The sequence below is a fragment of the Achromobacter veterisilvae genome (genome assembly GCF_900496975.1).
Lineage (GTDB): Bacteria > Pseudomonadota > Gammaproteobacteria > Burkholderiales > Burkholderiaceae_B > Achromobacter > Achromobacter veterisilvae.
Window position 1 is genome coordinate 276,508 of record NZ_UFQC01000001.1, and the last position, 17,327, is coordinate 293,834.

Consider the following 17,327-nt stretch of genomic DNA (forward strand, 5'->3'; position numbering starts at 1 on the left):
GCGAAACGCCGGCCTCAGGACCGCGCCGGCAGGGCTGGCCGCTGCTTGCGGAATGCGTTCTTGACGCGGATCTTGCCGTCCTGGAACGTGAAGACGTCGACCATGTCGGCTTCGACCCTGGACCCGTCCGCCGCGGTGCCGGTGAAGGTGGATTCGGACACGCCCCGGTCTCCGGCGACCCAGTGCCGCCCGTTGCGCCATTGCGCGTCGGGAAAGGCGGCCCATGCCGCGGCGAAGGCCACGCGCACCGCGTCGCGCCCCGCGTGCCGCGTGCCCCATTGTTCGGGTCCGCCCACGGTTTCGAATACGCAATCGTCGCTCATGAAGGACATCAGGGCGTCGATATCGTGGCGGTTCCAGGCCGCCGCGAATTCGGCCAGCATGTCCGCGGTGACGGTCTTGTGCATTGCGTACCTCCGGTAGAAACCGGCGCGGATTGCGCCAGCGTTCACGATCCAAGGTAAGTGAGCCGCAAGGCAGGGTCTAGAACCAGAAAAGGGAAATCGCTTGCACCAGAACGGACGCCGGCGTCAGGCCGCCGCGGGCGCGAGCCACGCCGCCACCGCGTCCGGATCGACGGCGCCGCGCAGGCCGATCAGCACCAGCGCCGGCTCCGCCAGGCCGGCCGGCGGCGTGGCCCGCGTGTCGTAGCGCACCCGCCGTCCCGCCAGTTGCACCAGCACCAGGCCGTGCCGGTCCGTGCGCACCCAGCCCTTGGCGCGCAGCAGCGGCCGCGGCAACTGCCTCAGCCTCTCGGCCAGCCTGTCGGCGTCGAGCATGGCCGGCGCCCGCCACAGCCAGCTCTCGAACGGATGGCCCGGATCCCCGGCAGGCGGGCCGGCCCCGTGCGCGGGATGGCCGCAATCCTCCATGCCGCAACCGTGATGCGCGGGATGCCCCGCGGGTTCTCCGAGCAGATAGCGCAGGTCCACGCGCCCTTCCCTCGCCTCGATGACGGGCGCGCCGCCCGTCGCTTCGTCCAGCCAGGCCCGCAACGGCGCGCGCTCCCGCGGCGGCGCCAGGTCGGTCTTGTTCAGCACCAGCAAGTCGGCGGCCTTCAGTTGGCGCCCTATGGTGTCGGCCAGCAGCGGATCCGCGGCCAGCGCGCGCACGTTCGCGGCATCGGCCACGACCACCACGCCCTCCAGTTGCAGCATCGGATCGGACATGCCGACCTGCGCGATGCGGGCCGGATCGGAAACGCCGCTGGCCTCGATCACGATCCATTCGGGCAGGGGGTCCAGCGCCAGCACGCGCGCCAGCGCGTCGTCCAGCCCCCCTGCCATCGAGCAGCAGACGCAGCCGTTGGCCAGCCGGATCACTTCGTCGGCGCGCTGCGCGATCAGGCCCGCGTCGATATCGACCGGCCCGAAGTCGTTCACCAGCACCGCCGCTCGGCGGCGGCTGGCGGCCAGCACGTGGTTGAGCAGGGTCGTCTTGCCCGCGCCCAGGAAGCCGCCCACCACCGTCAGCGCGATGCGCGCGGGCGCCGCGCCTTGCGCCGCCATGTCAGCCCTCCCGCAAGGCCAGGGGCCTTCCGCCGATGACCGTGCCCGCCACCGGCACGTCCTTCAATCCTTCCGCCGGGACGGCCAGGGGATCGTCCTCCAGCACGCAGAAGTCCGCGTACTTGCCCACTTCGATCGAACCCACCAGGTGGTCCAGGTGCAGGGTGTAGGCCGCGCCCAGCGTGACGGCGTGCAGCGCGGCGTCCACGCCGATCCGCTCCGATTCTCCCAGCACCCGCCCCGAGGAGGTCCGCCGGTTCGCCGCGCACCACGCGGTGAACAGCGGCCCCAGCGGCGTGATCGGCGCGTCCGAGTGGATCGAGAACGGCACCCCCGCGCGCGCGGCCGTGGCGCAGGCGTCCATGCGGTTGGCGCGGTCCGGCCCCATGGTCAGCGCATAGTGCGCATCGCCCCAGTAGAAGATATGGTTGGCGAAGAGATTGGCGCACATGCCCAGGCTGGCCATGCGCCGGAACTGGGCCGCGTCGGCCATCTGGCAATGCTGCAATGTGTGGCGGTGGTCGCGCCGCGGGCTGCGGCGCAGGGCCCGGTCCACGGCCTCGATCGCCAACTGCGTGGCTTCGTCGCCGTTGGTGTGGATGTGCAGTTGCACGCCCGCGTCGTGGTACGCCTGGACCAGCGTGTCCAGCTCCGACGGCGCGATGACCCAGATGCCGTTGGGCGCGCCGTTGTAGTAGCCCGGCCAGCGCACCCTGGCCGTAAAACCCTGGATCGACCCGTCCACCACCAGCTTGACCATCCCGAAATGCAGCTTGCCGTGGTTCAGCCGCCGCGCCTCCTCCACCTTCGCCAGGCAGCGCGCCGGATCGCCGGCATACGTCAGGGCCGACGCGGCCGGCACGATGCGCACGGGGTAGTCCGGTTCGGCGGTGACGCGGGCCAGCGTCGCCAGCCCCTCGTCGCCCAGTTCGTTGACCAGGTCCGTGGCGGTGGTGACGCCCGCCCATTGCGCGACCTTGCCGAACATGCGCAGCCCGTCTTCCGACACGCCGACCGTGCGGAACGGGCTGCCGATCAGGCGCATGACCGGGAACATGGCCGCGAATTCGCAGAGTTCGCCGCTGGGCTCGCCGTTCTCCATCCGGGTCACGCCTTCGATATCGGTATCGCGGTCGATGCCCGCCCGCGCCAGCATCGGCGTATTGACGTTCATCAGGTGCATGCTGGCGTGCATGACCACGACCGGCCGCCGCGGGGACACCGCGTCCAGGTCCCGGACGTCCATCCGCCGCCCCTCGAAGAAGATCGGATCGAAGCCCCAGCCGATCAGCGTCGCGTCCGGCGCCAGGGCGCTTTCGGCCTCGCGCAGCCGGGCGGCGACAGCCTCGAGACTTTTCAGCCCCTCCCAGAGCCGGCCGTCGGGCCCGCGCCGGTCGTAGAAGCCGACATAGACGAACTTCCACATGCCGCCTTCGGGCAAATGGCAATGCCCTTCCACCAGGCCCGGCATCAGCACCTTGTCCGCATAGCGGTCGTCGAGCTCGGCGGGGCCCCAGCCGGCCAGCGATTCCTTGCTGCCCACTCCCAGGATGCGGCCGTCGCGCACGGCGACGTGCGTGGCCCGCGGCTGGGCCGGATTCATGGTCAGGATGCTGCGCGCGGCATAGATGGTCGTGGCAGGCTGGGTCATCTGGCTCTCCTCGGAGTCTCTTGGGTTCAACCCCGCAGCGGCGACTCCAGGACGCCTGCGCGGAATTCGACGAAATGGCAGGCCACGCGGTGGCCCGGCACGACTTCGCGCAACGCCGGCTCGCGCGCCGCGCACAGTTCCTGCGCGGCCGGACAGCGGCCGGCGAAGCGACAGCCCGGCGGCGGATCCACCGGGCTGGGCGGGTCGCCCGACAACCGCACCCGCCTGGCCGCGAGTTCGCGCCCGCCCTTGACCGTCGGCACCGCCGACATCAGCGCGACGCTATAGGGGTGCAGCGGACGCGAGAAGAAAGCCTCCCGCGAGGTCTGCTCGATGATCTTGCCCAGGTACATCACGGCGATGTCATCGCAGATGTGCTCGACCACCGCCATGTCGTGGGAAATGAACAGAAAGGACTGCCCCTGCTCGCGCTGGATCCGGCGCAGCAGGTTCAGGATCTGCGCCCGGATGGCGATGTCCAGCGCCGATACCGGTTCATCGCAGACGATCAGGTCGGGCGCGCTGGCCAGCGCCCGGGCCACGTTCAGGCGCTGCCGCTGCCCTCCGGAAAACTGGTGCGGAAACAGTTGGCGCTGCTCTGGACGCAGCCCGACCAGTTCGAACATCCGGGCCACGCGCGCCTCGCGCCCGCCAGGCGGATCGATGCCCATCAGGTCCAGCGGCGAACGCACGATGTCGCCGGCGCGCTGGCGCGGATTCAAGGACGAATACGGATCCTGGAACACCAGTTGCAGGCGCCGCCGCATGCGGCGCAGGTCCGCGCCGCGCAGTGCGGTCAGGTCGGTTCCGTCGAAGTGGATGGAGCCCGCGGTCGGGTCGGCCAGGCGCAGCACGGAAAGCGCCGTGGTGGTCTTGCCCGAACCGGACTCGCCCACGATCGCCAGGGTGCGTCCGCGCTCCAGGTCGAACGACACGCCGTCCACGGCCTTGACGACGACCGGCTTGCCGTCGCGTCCGCGGCCGCCGATGGGGAAATGCACGGCCAGGTCCCGCACCGACAGCAAGGCGGGGGCATGCGGCTGCGTCATGGCGCCGTCTCCGGGTAGAGCCAACAGGCCACTTCCTGCGCGCCGCCCACGCGGGTCAGCGGCGGGAAGGCGTCGCGGCAGCGGGGCATCGCCTGGCCGCAGCGCTCCAGGAACGGACAGCCCGCGCCGCGCTCCCAGACCGACGGCACCACGCCGGGAATCTCCGGCAGGTCCGGACGGATATCGCTGGGCTCGCGGTCCAGTTCGGGCAGGCAGGCGATCAGCCCGCGGGTATAGGGATGGCGCGGATGCGCCAGGATTTCACGGACGCCGCCCTGCTCCACCACCCGCCCTCCGTACATGACCACGACGCGGTCCGCCATTTCCGACACCGCGCCCATGTCGTGCGTGATCAGCAGCACCGCGGTGCCGCGCCGCGCCTGCTGTTCGCGCAGCAGGTCGAAGATCTGCGCCTGCACCGTCACGTCCAGCGCCGTGGTGGGCTCGTCGGCGATCAGCACGTCGGGGTCGCAGGCCAGCGCGATGGCGATCATCACCCGCTGGCGCATGCCGCCCGACATCTGGTGCGGATAGTCGTCCACGCGCCGCTCCGGCAAGGGGATCCCGACGGACTTCAGCATGTCGATGGCGCGTTCGCGCGCCTGGGCCTTGCCCAGCCCCTGGTGCAGCCGCAGCGGTTCCGCGATCTGGTCGCCCACCGTGTACACCGGGTTCAGCGCGGTCATGGGCTCCTGGAAGATCATGGAGATCTTGTTGCCTCGCACCCGGCGCATGGCCTCCTCGTCGTGGCCGGCCAGGTTGTCGCCGCGCAGGCGCACGCTGCCGGCGCCGATCCGGCCCAGCGGCGGAATCAGCCGCATGATGGCCAGCGCCGTCATGCTCTTGCCGCAGCCGGACTCGCCCACCAGGCAGAGCGTTTCGCCCGGACGCAGTTCGAAGCTGACCGCGCTCAGCACCTCGGCCACGCGCCCCCGCGCCCGGAACTCCAGGCTCAGGCTGTCCACCTCGAGCACGGGCGGCTGTTCCACCGCGTTCATGAGCGCCCCCGCGAGTTGGGATTCAGCGCGTCGTTCAGGCCGTCGCCGATCAGGCTGACCGCCAGCACCGTCAGGAAAATGGCCGCTCCCGGCAGGGTCACGGCCCACCAGGCGGTCAGGATGTAGGGCCGGTTGCTGCCTATCATGAGCCCCCAGCTCATGATGTTCGGGTCGCCCAGCCCCAGGAACGACAGGCCGGCCTCGAACAGGATCGCCATGCCGATGGCCAGCGTGGCGGACACGATCAGCGGCGCCAGCGCGTTGAGCAGGATCACCCGCCAGATGATCCGCGCGTCGCCCGCGCCGATCACCCGCTCCGCCAGCACGTATTCCCGCCGCTTCAGCCGCAGGAACTCGCCGCGCGCCAGCCGCGCCGTGCCCGTCCAACTGACCACGCCGATCGCGACCGCGATGGTCGCGAGCGACGGCGAGAACAGCGTCACCAGCACCATGGCGAACAGCAAGGTGGGCAGCACCTGGAAGAACTCGGTGATGCGCATCAGGGTTTCGTCGACCCAGCCGCCGTAATAGCCCGCCAGCGCCCCGACGGTCAGGCCGATGGCCATGGACAGCACGGCCGCCACCACGCCCACCAGCAAGGTGGCGCGGCCGCCGTACACCATGCCGGTCAGCACGTCGCGTCCCAGGTAGTCGGTGCCCAGCAGCGCGTCCGCGCCCGGCGGGCTCATCGGCGCCCCGGCGATTTCGAAGGGGTCCGCCTCCATCGCCATGGGTCCGAAGATCGTGACCGCAAGAATGGCCGCCAGCAGCAGCACGCCGGCCACCGCCGAGGGATTGCGCGCGAACACCCGCAGGGCTTCGTAGGATTGCCGCGCCGGCGGCCGCGTTGCCGCGCCCGCGGGAGCGGCGATGGGAACGGCGGGAGGAACCTGGCTCATGTCGTCTTGATCCTGGGATCGATCAGGCGGTAGGCCAGATCGGTAAGCTGGTTCATCACCACCACGAGCAGCGATGCGAACAGCAGAATCCCCAGCAGCGTGGGGTAGTCGCGCCTGAGCACGGAATCGAACGCCAGGCGTCCCAGCCCGGGCCAGTTGAAGACCGTCTCCACCAGGATGGCGCCCGCCAGCACATTGCCGAACTGGAGGCCCAGCATGGTCACCACCGGCAGCACGCCGTTGCGCAGCGCGTGCTTGTACAGCACCGACCGTTCCGGCAGGCCCTTGGCCCGCGCGGTCCGGATGTAGTCGGCCGACAGGGCCTCCATGACGCTGGCGCGCGCCAGCCGGCTGTACTGCGCCAGGTACACGAAGGCCAGCGTGAAGGCCGGCAGCACCAGGTGGTGCAGCACGTCCAGCACGCCCGCCCACCCGTCCTGCGGCCCGCCGGCGGAACGCATGTCGGACACCGGGAACACCGGCAGGACCGACGCGAACAGGAGGATGAGGATGATCCCGGTCCAGAACACCGGCGCGGAATAGCCCACGACCGACAGCAGCGTGATGCCCTGCGACAGCGGCCCGTTGGGCTTGCGCGCGGCCAGCGTGCCCAGCAGCGTGCCGGCCACGAACGCGCCCAGCACCGAGGTCACCACCAGCAGCAGCGTGGCGGGCACGCGCTCCCAGATCAACTGGGCCACGGGCACGTTGAAGAAGTAGGAATAGCCCAGGTCGCCGCGCAGCACCTGCGACAGGTACAGGCCCAGTTGCACCGCGAAAGGCTTGTCCAGCCCGTACTGCGCGCGCAGTTGCGCCCGGAGTTCCTCGCTGATGCCGCCCATCGATCCGGCGATCGTCTCGACCGGATCCCCGGGCGAGATATGGATCAACAGGAAGTTCAGCGTCACCACGGCCAGCAGCAGCACCAGCGCGTAGGCGAGGCGGCGCAGGAGATAGCGCGTCATGGCGGCCCCCCCTATTGCAGGTAGGTATCGTCCATGGGCGACATGACGCCCCAGATCCCGTCGGGCAAGGCGTGCACTTTCTTGGACGCGAGCGTGTGGTACGGGATGACGGTCAGGAAATCGATAGGCAGGTCTTCGGTGACGATGCGCTGGAATTCGCCGTACAGCGCCCGGCGCTTGTCCACGTCGGTCTCGGTGCCCGCCTGCTCCAGCAGGGCGTCGACCTTCGGGTTGGCGTAGGACTGCGTATTGGTCCAGATGATGTCGCGGATGTTGCTGGACAGATAGGTCCGGTGCACGCCGATGACCGGATCGCCCCAGTTGAAGACGATATCGGTGGTCATGTCGAAATCGTGGCTGGCGATGCGCTTGGCCCAGGTCGGGAAGTCCGGCGACGCGCGCACCTGCACGGCGATGCCCACCTTCTTCAACTGGCTGCGCAGGTACTCCGCCACGTTCTTGCCCTGCACGTCGGAGCCCGGCATGTAATCCACGGTGAGCGCCAGGCGCTCGCCCTTGCCGTCCTTCTTGAAGCCCGCCTCTTCCAGCAGTTGCTCGGACTTCTTCAGGTCCAGCGGATACTTCACGACGTCCTGCGTGGCGAACGGACTCGTGCCGATGATGGGGCCGTCGGCGGGCTTGGCGAAGCCCGCGTTGAGCGCCTTGGTGATGAAGCCCTTGTCGACCGCGTAGGCGATGGCCTGGCGCACCCGCAGGTCGTTCAGCGGCTTGCGCGCCGTGTTGAAGGCCAGCCAGCTCAGCGCGCCGATGCCTTCATAGCCCTTGCTGGTCATGGTGAGGGCCGCGTTGTCCTTGGCACGCCGCAGGATGGTCGGCTCGGTCATGAACGGCAAGGCGGCGATGTCCCCGCGCTCCAGCCCGATCAGCAGATTGGTGGCGTCCGGGTTGATCTTCACGACGATCCGGTCCAGATAGGGCTTGCCCGGCAGGAAGAATTTGTCGAATTTCTCCAGCACGATTTCCTGGCCCGGCTTGAATTCCTTGAACTTGAACGGCCCGGAGCCGATCACGTTGGCCGAATTGCGCGGATGCGTCTTGAGGTCCTGGCCGTCGTCGTAGATGTGCTTGGGCAGCACCGGCATCAGGGCCGGCGACAGCGCCAGCAGGATCGCCGGGTGCGGCTTGCTCATGCGAAGCACGGCCGTGTAGGGATCCGGCGTATCGACGGCCTCGACGGGCGCGAACATGGTCTGGAACGGATGGTTGTTCTTGACCGCCATGACCGAGAACGCCACGTCGGCCGAGGTCACCGGCTTACCGTCGTGGAACAGGGCGTCCTTGCGCAGGTGCAGCGTCAACGACTTGCCGTCCGGCGCAAGCTCCCAGGATTGCGCCAGGTAGGGCTGCGGCTTCCAGTCGGCGTCGTAGCGCAGCGGGCTGGCGAACAGTTGCGCGCTGGGCAGCGCGGTCGCGGTGCCAGACTGCACCGCGCCGTTCAGGTGCCGCGGCACCTGCGTCGAACCGATAACCAGCGTGCCGCCCGGCTTGGGAGCGTCCGCCGCCACGGCCGCGCCGGCCATGGCCAACGCGGCCAGCATCGTGGTCAAGCATTTTCTTGCGCTGCGCATGTTCTACCCCTTGGCGTTCTGTGTCTTGAACCATTCAACGGATGGCCTTGGAAGTAGCGTAGCGAGCCAACGGGTCAGGGCTTAGTACCAAACCGCCGGACTTTTTGGAGCCAGGCGCCATCTCGGACCCGCGGCGGTCAGGCGGCGAGCGCGCGCGCATAGAGCGCGGCCACCGCGCAACTGTTCACGCGGGCCAGCATGGAATCGGAGCGGCTGGTCAGCAGCACCGGCACGCGCGTGCCCAGCACCAGCCCGGCCGTGCCCGCGCCGGCCAGCCAGGTCAGTTCCTTGTAGAGCATGTTGCCGGCCTCGATGTCCGGCACCAGCAGGATGTCGGCGTCGCCCGCCACGCGCGAAACGATGCCCTTCTGGTCCGCCGCCACGCGCGAGATGGCGTTGTCGAACGCCAGCGGGCCGTCGATATCTCCGCCGCGGATCTGCTGGCGGTCGGCCATCTTCGACAGGGCCGCGGCGTCCAGCGTCGCCGGCATCGACGGATTGACCGACTCGGTGGCGCACAGCACCGCGAGCTTGGGCCGCTCCACGCCCAGCGCGCGCGCCAGGTCGATGGCGTTCTGCGCGATGTCCGCCTTTTCCTGCAAGGTGGGCGCGATGTTCACCGCCGCGTCGGTCAGGATGAAGAGCTTCGGATACGCCGCCACCGCCATCACGAACGCGTGGCTGATGCGCCTGTCGGTGCGCAGCCCGGCGTCGCGCGCCACCACGGCCGACATGAAGTGATCGGTGTGCAGGCTGCCCTTCATCAGCATGCGCACCGCGCCGTCGCGCGCCAGGGCGGCGGCCGCGCAGGCCGCCAGCTTCTCGTCGTCCGGCGTATCGACCACTTCCAGCTCGTCTTCGGCCAGGCCCGCCTCCGCCATCAGGGCATACAGCCGGCGCGCCGGCCCCACCAGCACCGGCTCGATATAGCCGGCGTCGCGCGCCTGGACGGCGGCGCCCAGGCTCGTGGGGCACAGCGGATAGGCCACCGCCGTGCGCAGGCGTCCGGCCGACAGCGCGGCGCTGCGCAGCGGCTCGAACAATCGATCGCTTTCCATGTGTTGCTCCTGCCGCGGACGAGCCGCAAGGACTGGCGGGGGAATCCCGGCGCGGACGGCGCCGCGCCGGGCCTGTCGCGGTCAGCCCCTGACGGGATCGATCGGCAGCGGCACCTCGCCCGGACTGAACGGCTGGTTCACGTAGGGCTTGTACTTGTCCAGGAAGCGCACCGGCTGCTTGAGGGCGTCGCGCCGGAACGGGTCGCCCAGTTCCTGGCTCACCATCATCTCCAGCACGGTGGTCTTGCCCTCGGACTGCGCCCGGCAGGCGGCCTGCAGCGCCGCGCCCACCTGGTCGGCATGCTCCACGCGGATGCCTTCCGCGCCCATGGCCCGCGCCAGTTCGGAGAAGTTCGGATTCTTCAGGTTGCTGCCGACGAAGCGGCGCCCGTAGAAGTCCACCTGGTTCTTCTTCTCGGCGCCCCATTGGCCGTTGTGGAACACCACGGCCGTCACCGGGATCTGTTCGCGCACGCAGGTCAGCAGTTCCTGGAAGCTCATGCACCAGGCGCCGTCGCCCACATAGGCCACCGCCGGCCGGTCGGGCCGGCCCAGCTTGGCGCCGATCAGCGCCGGCAGCGCATAGCCGCAGTTGCCGAAGCTCATCGCGGCCAGCATCGAATTCGGCTCGTCGAAGCGCAGATAGCTGTTGGACACCGAGCAGATGTTGCCAATGTCGGTGGACACCATCACGTGCTTGGGCATGGCGCGCTCGAGTTCGCGCAGCATGCGGCGCGGATGCATGCGGCCGCCGCCGTGCTCGATGATGTCCAGGCTCCAGTCGTCGCGCTCGTGCGACCAACTGTCCAGTTCCTTTTCCCACTCGGCCTTTTGCGCCGCGATCTGTTCGCCGCGCGCCGCCTTGGTACGCGCGCTGGCCACCTCGCGCCCCTTCAGCTTGGCGGCGAGCGCGGCGGCCGCGGGCTTGGCGTCGCCGCAGATGCCCACCGAAACCGGGCGCACCAGGCCCAGCATACGGTGGTCGGCGTCGACCTGGATGATGCGCGCGCCCTGCGGCCAATAGTCCAGCCCGTGTTGCGGCAAGGTGCCGAAAGGCCCCAGCCGCGTGCCCAGCGCCAGCACCACGTCGGCCTGCGACAGCAGCTTCATGCCGGCCTTGGCGCCCTGGTAGCCCAGCGGGCCGCACCACAGCGGATGGCTGGCCGGGAAGGCGTCGTTGTGCAGGTAGCTCGTCACCACGGGCGCGCCCAGCAGTTCGGCCAGCGCCACGCATTCGGCCTGCCCATCGGAAAACAGCACGCCGCCGCCCGCGACGATGACGGGGAACTTGGCCTGCGCCAGCAGCGCCGCCGCCGCCTCCAGGTCCTCTTCGGCGCCCGGGCCGCGGCGGACGCGGCGCGGCTCGGGAATGGCCACGTCGATCTCGCCGTAGAAGTAATCGCGCGGGATGTTCAGTTGCGTCGGCCCGCGTTCGGCCAGCGCATTGTCGAAGGCCTTGGCCGTGAATTCGGCCATGCGGTCGGGCCGGTTCACGTGCGCCTGGTACTTGGTGATGCGCGAAAAGATCGGCAACTGCTCGGTTTCCTGAAAACCGCCCAGGCCCATGCCCGAGGTGCCGGTCTCCGGCGTGATCGCCACCACGGGGCTGTGCGCCCAGTAGGCGGCGGCCACGCCGGTGACGAAGTTGGTGATGCCCGGGCCGTTCTGCGCGATGCACACGCCGTGGCGGCCGGTCACGCGCGAATAGCCGTCGGCCATGTGCGCGGCGCCTTGCTCGTGCACCGTCGGCACGAAGCGGATGCCCGCGGCCGGGAACAGGTCCAGCGCGTCCATGAAGGCCGAGCCGACGATGCCGAATACGTCCTTGACGCCCTGGGCGACCAGCGTTTCGACAAACGCTTCGCTGGGGGTCATGTGTTGCTTGCTGCTCATGGTCTCTCTCCTGGCAGGCCGGCGCGTGTCGGATTGCATATTGGCCGGCGTGATCCGATACTGCAGCAGAACGTCCGCCGATCCCACCCCATGGCGTTTCATTTTCTGCAAAATCCGTGCGAGGATAGGGATCACACCGCCGAATCTTCAATTATTGAAAGATGAAAGACGAATCCTCCGCGGCGCTGCGCGCGCTGGCCCTGCTGGAACAGGTCGCCCGGGCCGGGCATCCGGTATCGCTGGCGGCGCTCACCGAGGCCACGGGCCTGCCCAAGCCGTCCGTCCTGCGCATCCTGTCGCGCCTGGTCGACGCCGGCATGCTGCTGCGCGAACCCGCCGGCAAAAGCTACGTCAGCGGCCCCCGGCTGAGCGCGCTGGCCCGCGACACCCTGCTCAATTCGCCGCTGCGGGGCGAACGCCACCGGATCCTGGACAGCCTGGTCGACGAAATCGGCGAAACCTGCAACTGCACCATGCTGGACGGCGACGAGGTCATCTACCTGGACCGCGTCGAAACCGCCTGGCCGCTGCGGGTCAACCTGCAATCGGGCTCGCGCGTGCCGCTGCACTGCTCGGCCAGCGGCAAGCTGTTCCTGGCGCATATGCGGCGGGAAGCGCGCGAACGCCTGCTGGCCGCCGCGCCGCTGCCGCGCTACACGCCCAATACGCTTTGCGACGTGGCCACGCTGGAGCGCGAATTGCGCGCCATCAAGAAAGAAGGCGCCAGCTTCGACCGCGAGGAATTCCTGCTCGGCATCGTCTGCATGGCGGTGCCCATCCTGCACGGCACGCGCGCCATTGCCGCCGTGGCGTTGCACGCGCCGGTGGCCCGGCTGTCGATCGACGGCGCGCGCGCCTGGCTGCCGCGCATGCAGGAGGCCGCCCGCAAGCTGGCCGGCACCTACGAGCCGCAGGCATAGCCAGCGGCGGCTCGTGTCCGCCGCGGGCTACGCCTGCCCAGGCGGTACACTCTGGGACGCACCGGACATTCCGTCCCCGCCGCGCGCCCCGCCCGGCGAAAAGCGCCTTTTTCCCCTTATTGTGACCAACAGCTCCTTCACCTCCCTGCCCCTCTTGCCCGCCCTGCTCGGCAATCTGCAAAGCCTGGGCTTCGAGCAAATGACGCCCATCCAGGCGCAAAGCCTGCCCTTGATCCTGGAAGGCCGCGACCTCATCGCGCAAGCCAAGACCGGCAGCGGCAAGACCGCGGCGTTCGGCCTGGGGGTGCTGCAGAAGCTGGACCCCGCCCGCCTCGCGCCCCAGGCGCTGGTGCTGTGCCCCACGCGCGAACTGGCCGACCAAGTCGCGCAGGAATTGCGCCGGCTGGCCCGGCAGATCGCCAACATCAAGATCCTGACCCTGTGCGGCGGCGCCGCCGCGCGTCCCCAGGCCGAATCGCTGGCCCGCGGCACGCACCTGGTCGTGGGCACGCCCGGCCGGATCCAGGACCACCTGGCGCGCGGCAGCCTGGACCTGTCCGGCCTGAACACCCTGGTGCTGGACGAGGCCGACCGCATGGTCGACATGGGCTTCTACGACGACATCGTCGCCATCGCCTCGCATTGCCCGGCCAAGCGCCAGACCCTGCTGTTCTCGGCCACCTACCCCGACAACATCCGCAAGCTCGCCGCGCGCTTTCTGCGCAACCCCGCCGAGGTCAAGGCGGAATCCCAGCACGACGCCAGCCGCATCGAACAAATCTTCTACGAAATCGACGACCGCGACAGGCTGGACGCGGTGGCGCGCCTGCTGGCGCATTTCCGGCCGGCCTCCACGCTGGCGTTCTGCAACACCAAGGTGCGCAGCCACGACCTGGTCGAACGCCTGCAGGCCGAAGGCATCAGCGCCCAGGCGCTCAATGGCGACCTGGAACAGCGCGAGCGCGATGAAATCCTGATCCAGTTCGCCAACCAGAGCTGCGCCGTGCTGGTCGCCACCGACGTGGCGGCCCGCGGCCTGGACATCCAGAACCTGGGCGCCGTCATCAACGTGGACGTGACGAAGGACACCGAAGTCCACGTGCACCGCATCGGCCGCAGCGGCCGCGGCGAACAGAAAGGCCTGGCGCTCAGCCTGTGCTCGCCCGACGAAATGCGCTGGGCGAACCTGATCGAGCAATACCAGGGCGCGCCGCTGGTCTGGGCCGACATCAAGTCGCTGCGGCCCAAGGCGGACCGCCCGCTGCGCGCGCCGATGATCACCCTGTGCATCCAGGGCGGCAAAAAGGACAAGCTGCGCCCCGGCGACCTGCTGGGCGCCCTGACGGGCGACGGCGGCCTGGCGTTCGAACAGGTCGGCAAGATCAATATCTCCGAGTTCGTCTCCTACGTCGCGCTGGATCGCCAGATCGCCAAGCAGGCCTTCTCGCGCCTGTCCAACAGCAATATCAAGGGCCGCCGCTTCCGCATGCGCTTCCTGGAGGAGTTCTGAGCGCCTCCCGGCACCCGTAAGCATTTGTTGAAAAAGCGTCGCGGCGCCACGACAAATGCTTGATGGTTTTGCTCGGGTTTTGCCATAATGGCCCAGCCCGTCCCCGGTTCGCGCCCTCGCCTTGCGAGATGCCCCGGGGCGCGGAACCAAAGGCTCGCAACGCGCTCCAACGGCCGCTGTCCCGTTCAACCATTAGAAGAGAACCCACCATGATCAAGTCCGATGACACCGGCAAACTGATCCTGCGCCTGACCCTCGGCATCCTGATACTCCTGCACGGCCTGTTCAAACTGACCGGCGGCGGCGTCGGCGGCATCGGCGGCATGCTGTCCTCGCATGGTTTGCCCGGCTTCCTGGCCTATGGCGCCTACGTCGGCGAAATCCTCGCCCCCATCCTGATCATCGTCGGCATCTACACTCGCCTGGGCGGCCTGCTGATCGCCATCAACATGGTCGTCGCCATCCTGCTGGCCCACACCGGCCAGCTCGGCAGCCTGACCAACAACGGCGGCTGGGCGCTGGAACTGCAAGGCATGTTCCTGTTCACCGGCCTGGCCATCGCCTTCATGGGCGCCGGCCGTTTCAGCCTCGCGGGCAACGGCGGCCGCTGGAACTGAAGCCCGCCGCGCACGGCAAGCACCAGGGGTCGCTCAGGCGGCCCCTGTTTTTTTGCCAAGCGCCGATGGTGGGCAGCGTGAGGGCAACAAGCGCGCGCAGCGCGTGCGTTGGAGAGTGAGACTGTTTTGCGGCTCGTCGCAAAAATAGCCGCGCCGCCGCCGGGCCGCCCCAAGGCGGCGCAGCCCTCTCGGGGGGCAGCAAGCACGCAAAGCGTGCGCGGCGTGGGGGCTCCATCCTGATACGAACGACATTGACAGTCACGCGTGCGCAAACATCCGTCACCCGAAAGCTGTTTCGGAACGATTACAGACCAGAACTCCTCGCACAGGCCTATGGCCTAATCCTTACGAGCGCAACCAGGGCGCAAGCCGCGCCTGGCGCTTGGCAGGAGTTGCCAGATGAAAAAGAGTCTGTTGCTGATGCTGGCGGTGTCCAGCGCCTTGACCGGATGCGTCGTGGTGCCGGCCCGGCCGGCGTACTATCGCCCGGCTCCGGTCTATTACACGCCGCATTATTACTATCCGGCCTACCCCGCCCCACATTACTACTATCGTGGCTACTGATCCGCGCGCCCGTTGCGCAAAGGAAAAACCATGACCTCCCGCTACCGGATCTTCCGTTCACGGCCCATCGCCGCCGCCATCCTGCTGGCCGCCTGCGCCAGCGCCGCGGCGCAGACCTACGAACCGCCGCCCGCGCCCCCGGCTCCGGCCTATGACGGCGGCGACCCGGCGGACGCCAATCTGGCCCTGGTGGACCGCAGTCCCGAACCTCCGCCGCCCCTGCCGGTCTACGTCCAGCCGCCGGCGCCCTCGGACGGCTACCTCTGGGTGCCGGGCTATTGGAGCCGCAACCGCTACGGTTTCTTCTGGGTGCCTGGCGCCTGGGTGCTCGCGCCCTACGCCGGCGCGCTCTGGACCCCGGGCTACTGGGGTTTCGTGAACGGCCTGTACCTCTGGAACGCCGGCTATTGGGGCCCCCACGTGGGCTTCTATGGAGGCATCAACTACGGCTTCGGCTACACCGGCCTGGGCTATGCGGGCGGTTACTGGAAACGCGACCGCTTCTACTACAACCGGGCCGTCACGAACGTGAACATCACGCACGTCACCAACGTCTACAACCGCAACGTGGTGGTCAACAACGTCGACAACCGCCGTGTCAGCTACCACGGCGGTCCGTCCGGCATCCAGCGCCGGGCCGATCCTCGCGAACTGGCCGCGCGCAACGAACGCCATGCCCCGCCCACCCAGGCGCAGCGCGGCTACGTCCGCGACGCCGGCAACAACCGCGCCCAGTTCTACGACCAGAACAAGGGGCGTCCGCCCCAGGCCTCCGTGGATCACCGGCCCGAAGGCCGGCGCCCCGGCAGCGATGAGCGGCCAGGAAACGGGCCGGACAACGGACGCGGCGGCCGGGACCACGCCCAAGGAGGCGGCCCCCGGGACGGATCGCCAGCCCAGCCCGGCCGCCCCCAATCGCCGCAGGTCCAGCAACAGGACCGTCAGCGGCAGCAGCGCGACCAGCAGGTTCAGCAGAACCGCCAGCAACAGCAGCGCGACCAGGTCCAGCAGCAGGCTCGCCAGCAACAGCAACGCGACCAGGCTCAACAGCAGGCCCGCCAGCAACAGCAACGCGATCAGGCTCAACAGCAGGTCCGCCAGCAGCAGCAACGCGACCAGGCCCAGCAGCAGGTCCGCCAACAGCAGCAACGCGACCAGGCCCAGCAGCAGGCCCGCCAGCAGCAACAACGCGACCAGGCCCAGCAGCAAGCCCGCCAGCAACAACAACGCGACCAGGCTCAGCAGCAGGCCCGCCAGCCGCAGCAACGCGACCAGGCCCAGCAGCAGGCCCGCCAGCAGCAGCAGCAACGCGACCAGGCCCAACAGCAAGCCCGCCAGCAGCAGCAACGCGACCAGCAGGCTCAGCAGCAGGCCCGCCAGCGGCAACAGCGCGACCAGGCGCGCGGAGACGGCAATGGCAATGGCACTGGCCGGGGCCCGTCCGGACGCGACTGACGCCGCCGGGGCGTCGAACCGCCCTGGACCCCCGCCATCCGCCCGGCTACAGTAGGAAGAACGCCGCCGCGCGGCCCAAGAGACTGAAGGAGATTGCCATGAAGCGCACTGCCACCTGGTTATTGCTGTGCGGCCTGCTGGCCGGCGCGTCCGCCCACGCCGCGCTCAAGGTGGGCGCCCCCGCGCCGGACTTCAGCGCCCAGGCTTCGCTGGGCGGCACCGTTTTCACGTTCAAGCTGGACGAAGCGCTCAAGCAAGGCCCCGTCGTCCTGTATTTCTTCCCGGCGGCCTTCACGCAAGGCTGCACGATCGAAGCCCACAACTTCGCCGAAGCCACCGACGAATACAAGTCCCTGGGCGCCACCGTCATCGGCGTGTCGACGGACAATATCGAAACCCTGAACAAGTTCTCGGTCAGCGAATGCCGCAGCAAGTTCGCGGTGGCCGCCGATGGCGACGGCAAGATCATGAAAGCCTACGATGCGGTCCACGACAAGCGGCCGGAGTACGCGCAGCGCATCTCCTACGTCATCTCGCCGCAGGGCAAGATCCTCTATGAATTCACGGACATGAGCCCCGAGTCCCACGTCGCCAACACCATGCGCGCCTTGCGCGCATGGAAGGCGGCGCAATAGCGCGGACGATGCCCGC

The 17,327-nt window shown here is 68.9% G+C and carries 16 protein-coding genes; 6 read left to right on the forward strand and 10 right to left on the reverse strand.

Annotation, left to right across the window (positions count from 1 at the left end):
- Positions 1–14: 14 nt before the first annotated feature.
- The 10 genes from AVE30378_RS01260 to xsc all read right to left on the reverse strand — a co-directional run bounded on the left by AVE30378_RS01260 (position 15) and on the right by xsc (position 11,610).
- Positions 15–407 (reverse strand): nuclear transport factor 2 family protein, encoded by a 393-nt coding sequence (locus tag AVE30378_RS01260; protein ID WP_129238956.1) that lies wholly within the window; start codon positions 405–407, stop codon positions 15–17.
- A 123-nt stretch (positions 408–530) separates the two neighbouring features.
- Positions 531–1,508, reverse strand: coding sequence for a CobW family GTP-binding protein (locus AVE30378_RS01265; protein ID WP_129238957.1), 978 nt, complete (start codon positions 1,506–1,508; stop codon positions 531–533).
- A 1-nt stretch (position 1,509) separates the two neighbouring features.
- A complete protein-coding gene (locus AVE30378_RS01270) occupies positions 1,510–3,159 on the reverse strand; it encodes an amidohydrolase (protein WP_129238958.1) in 1,650 nt (549 codons plus the stop codon).
- A 26-nt stretch (positions 3,160–3,185) separates the two neighbouring features.
- Complete coding sequence (locus AVE30378_RS01275; protein ID WP_129238959.1) at positions 3,186–4,208, reverse strand: ABC transporter ATP-binding protein; 1,023 nt, start codon at positions 4,206–4,208, stop codon at positions 3,186–3,188.
- On the reverse strand, positions 4,205–5,206 hold the full coding sequence (locus AVE30378_RS01280) for an ABC transporter ATP-binding protein (protein ID WP_129238960.1): 1,002 nt from the start codon (positions 5,204–5,206) through the stop codon (positions 4,205–4,207). Before AVE30378_RS01280 ends, AVE30378_RS01275 begins: the two co-directional genes overlap by 4 nt.
- Positions 5,203–6,105: an ABC transporter permease gene (locus AVE30378_RS01285; protein ID WP_129238961.1), complete on the reverse strand. Its 903-nt coding sequence runs from the start codon at positions 6,103–6,105 to the stop codon at positions 5,203–5,205. Before AVE30378_RS01285 ends, AVE30378_RS01280 begins: the two co-directional genes overlap by 4 nt.
- Positions 6,102–7,070: an ABC transporter permease gene (locus tag AVE30378_RS01290; RefSeq protein ID WP_129238962.1), complete on the reverse strand. Its 969-nt coding sequence runs from the start codon at positions 7,068–7,070 to the stop codon at positions 6,102–6,104. The genes AVE30378_RS01285 and AVE30378_RS01290 overlap by 4 nt, the downstream gene beginning before the upstream one ends.
- Before the next feature lie 11 nt (positions 7,071–7,081).
- A complete protein-coding gene (locus tag AVE30378_RS01295) occupies positions 7,082–8,659 on the reverse strand; it encodes an ABC transporter substrate-binding protein (RefSeq protein WP_129238963.1) in 1,578 nt (525 codons plus the stop codon).
- A 137-nt stretch (positions 8,660–8,796) separates the two neighbouring features.
- Positions 8,797–9,717, reverse strand: coding sequence for a bifunctional enoyl-CoA hydratase/phosphate acetyltransferase (locus AVE30378_RS01300; protein ID WP_129238964.1), 921 nt, complete (start codon positions 9,715–9,717; stop codon positions 8,797–8,799).
- An 81-nt stretch (positions 9,718–9,798) separates the two neighbouring features.
- Positions 9,799–11,610 (reverse strand): sulfoacetaldehyde acetyltransferase, encoded by a 1,812-nt coding sequence (gene xsc, locus AVE30378_RS01305; RefSeq protein ID WP_129238965.1) that lies wholly within the window; start codon positions 11,608–11,610, stop codon positions 9,799–9,801.
- Positions 11,611–11,771: 161 nt separating this feature from the next.
- Between xsc and AVE30378_RS01310 the strand changes: the two genes are divergently transcribed.
- The 6 genes from AVE30378_RS01310 (at position 11,772) to AVE30378_RS01330 (ending at position 17,311) form a co-directional block, all read left to right on the forward strand.
- On the forward strand, positions 11,772–12,530 hold the full coding sequence (locus AVE30378_RS01310) for an IclR family transcriptional regulator (RefSeq protein WP_129238966.1): 759 nt from the start codon (positions 11,772–11,774) through the stop codon (positions 12,528–12,530).
- Positions 12,531–12,651: 121 nt separating this feature from the next.
- On the forward strand, positions 12,652–14,040 hold the full coding sequence (gene dbpA, locus AVE30378_RS01315) for an ATP-dependent RNA helicase DbpA (RefSeq protein ID WP_129238967.1): 1,389 nt from the start codon (positions 12,652–12,654) through the stop codon (positions 14,038–14,040).
- Positions 14,041–14,249: 209 nt separating this feature from the next.
- Positions 14,250–14,657 carry a DoxX family protein gene (locus tag AVE30378_RS01320; protein ID WP_129238968.1) on the forward strand — a complete coding sequence of 136 codons (408 nt, stop codon included), beginning with the start codon at positions 14,250–14,252 and terminating at the stop codon, positions 14,655–14,657.
- A gap of 399 nt (positions 14,658–15,056) precedes the next feature.
- On the forward strand, positions 15,057–15,221 hold the full coding sequence (locus tag AVE30378_RS32515; RefSeq protein WP_165360038.1) for a hypothetical protein: 165 nt from the start codon (positions 15,057–15,059) through the stop codon (positions 15,219–15,221).
- A gap of 30 nt (positions 15,222–15,251) precedes the next feature.
- Positions 15,252–16,676 (forward strand): BcpO-related WXXGXW repeat protein, encoded by a 1,425-nt coding sequence (locus AVE30378_RS01325; protein ID WP_129238969.1) that lies wholly within the window; start codon positions 15,252–15,254, stop codon positions 16,674–16,676.
- A 98-nt stretch (positions 16,677–16,774) separates the two neighbouring features.
- Positions 16,775–17,311: a peroxiredoxin gene (locus AVE30378_RS01330; RefSeq protein ID WP_129238970.1), complete on the forward strand. Its 537-nt coding sequence runs from the start codon at positions 16,775–16,777 to the stop codon at positions 17,309–17,311.
- The last annotated feature ends 16 nt before the right edge of the window (positions 17,312–17,327 follow it).

Coding starts and splice junctions, on each gene's coding strand:
- AVE30378_RS01275 (WP_129238959.1), bottom strand. CDS start 4,208: ATGACGCAGCCGCATGCCCCCGCCTTGCTGTCGGTGCGGGACCTGGCC.
- xsc (WP_129238965.1), bottom strand. CDS start 11,610: ATGAGCAGCAAGCAACACATGACCCCCAGCGAAGCGTTTGTCGAAACG.
- AVE30378_RS01290 (WP_129238962.1), bottom strand. CDS start 7,070: ATGACGCGCTATCTCCTGCGCCGCCTCGCCTACGCGCTGGTGCTGCTG.
- AVE30378_RS01265 (WP_129238957.1), bottom strand. CDS start 1,508: ATGGCGGCGCAAGGCGCGGCGCCCGCGCGCATCGCGCTGACGGTGGTG.
- AVE30378_RS32515 (WP_165360038.1), top strand. CDS start 15,057: ATGAAAAAGAGTCTGTTGCTGATGCTGGCGGTGTCCAGCGCCTTGACC.
- AVE30378_RS01325 (WP_129238969.1), top strand. CDS start 15,252: ATGACCTCCCGCTACCGGATCTTCCGTTCACGGCCCATCGCCGCCGCC.
- AVE30378_RS01270 (WP_129238958.1), bottom strand. CDS start 3,159: ATGACCCAGCCTGCCACGACCATCTATGCCGCGCGCAGCATCCTGACC.
- AVE30378_RS01310 (WP_129238966.1), top strand. CDS start 11,772: ATGAAAGACGAATCCTCCGCGGCGCTGCGCGCGCTGGCCCTGCTGGAA.
- AVE30378_RS01330 (WP_129238970.1), top strand. CDS start 16,775: ATGAAGCGCACTGCCACCTGGTTATTGCTGTGCGGCCTGCTGGCCGGC.
- AVE30378_RS01295 (WP_129238963.1), bottom strand. CDS start 8,659: ATGCGCAGCGCAAGAAAATGCTTGACCACGATGCTGGCCGCGTTGGCC.
- AVE30378_RS01285 (WP_129238961.1), bottom strand. CDS start 6,105: ATGAGCCAGGTTCCTCCCGCCGTTCCCATCGCCGCTCCCGCGGGCGCG.
- AVE30378_RS01320 (WP_129238968.1), top strand. CDS start 14,250: ATGATCAAGTCCGATGACACCGGCAAACTGATCCTGCGCCTGACCCTC.
- AVE30378_RS01300 (WP_129238964.1), bottom strand. CDS start 9,717: ATGGAAAGCGATCGATTGTTCGAGCCGCTGCGCAGCGCCGCGCTGTCG.
- AVE30378_RS01260 (WP_129238956.1), bottom strand. CDS start 407: ATGCACAAGACCGTCACCGCGGACATGCTGGCCGAATTCGCGGCGGCC.
- AVE30378_RS01280 (WP_129238960.1), bottom strand. CDS start 5,206: ATGAACGCGGTGGAACAGCCGCCCGTGCTCGAGGTGGACAGCCTGAGC.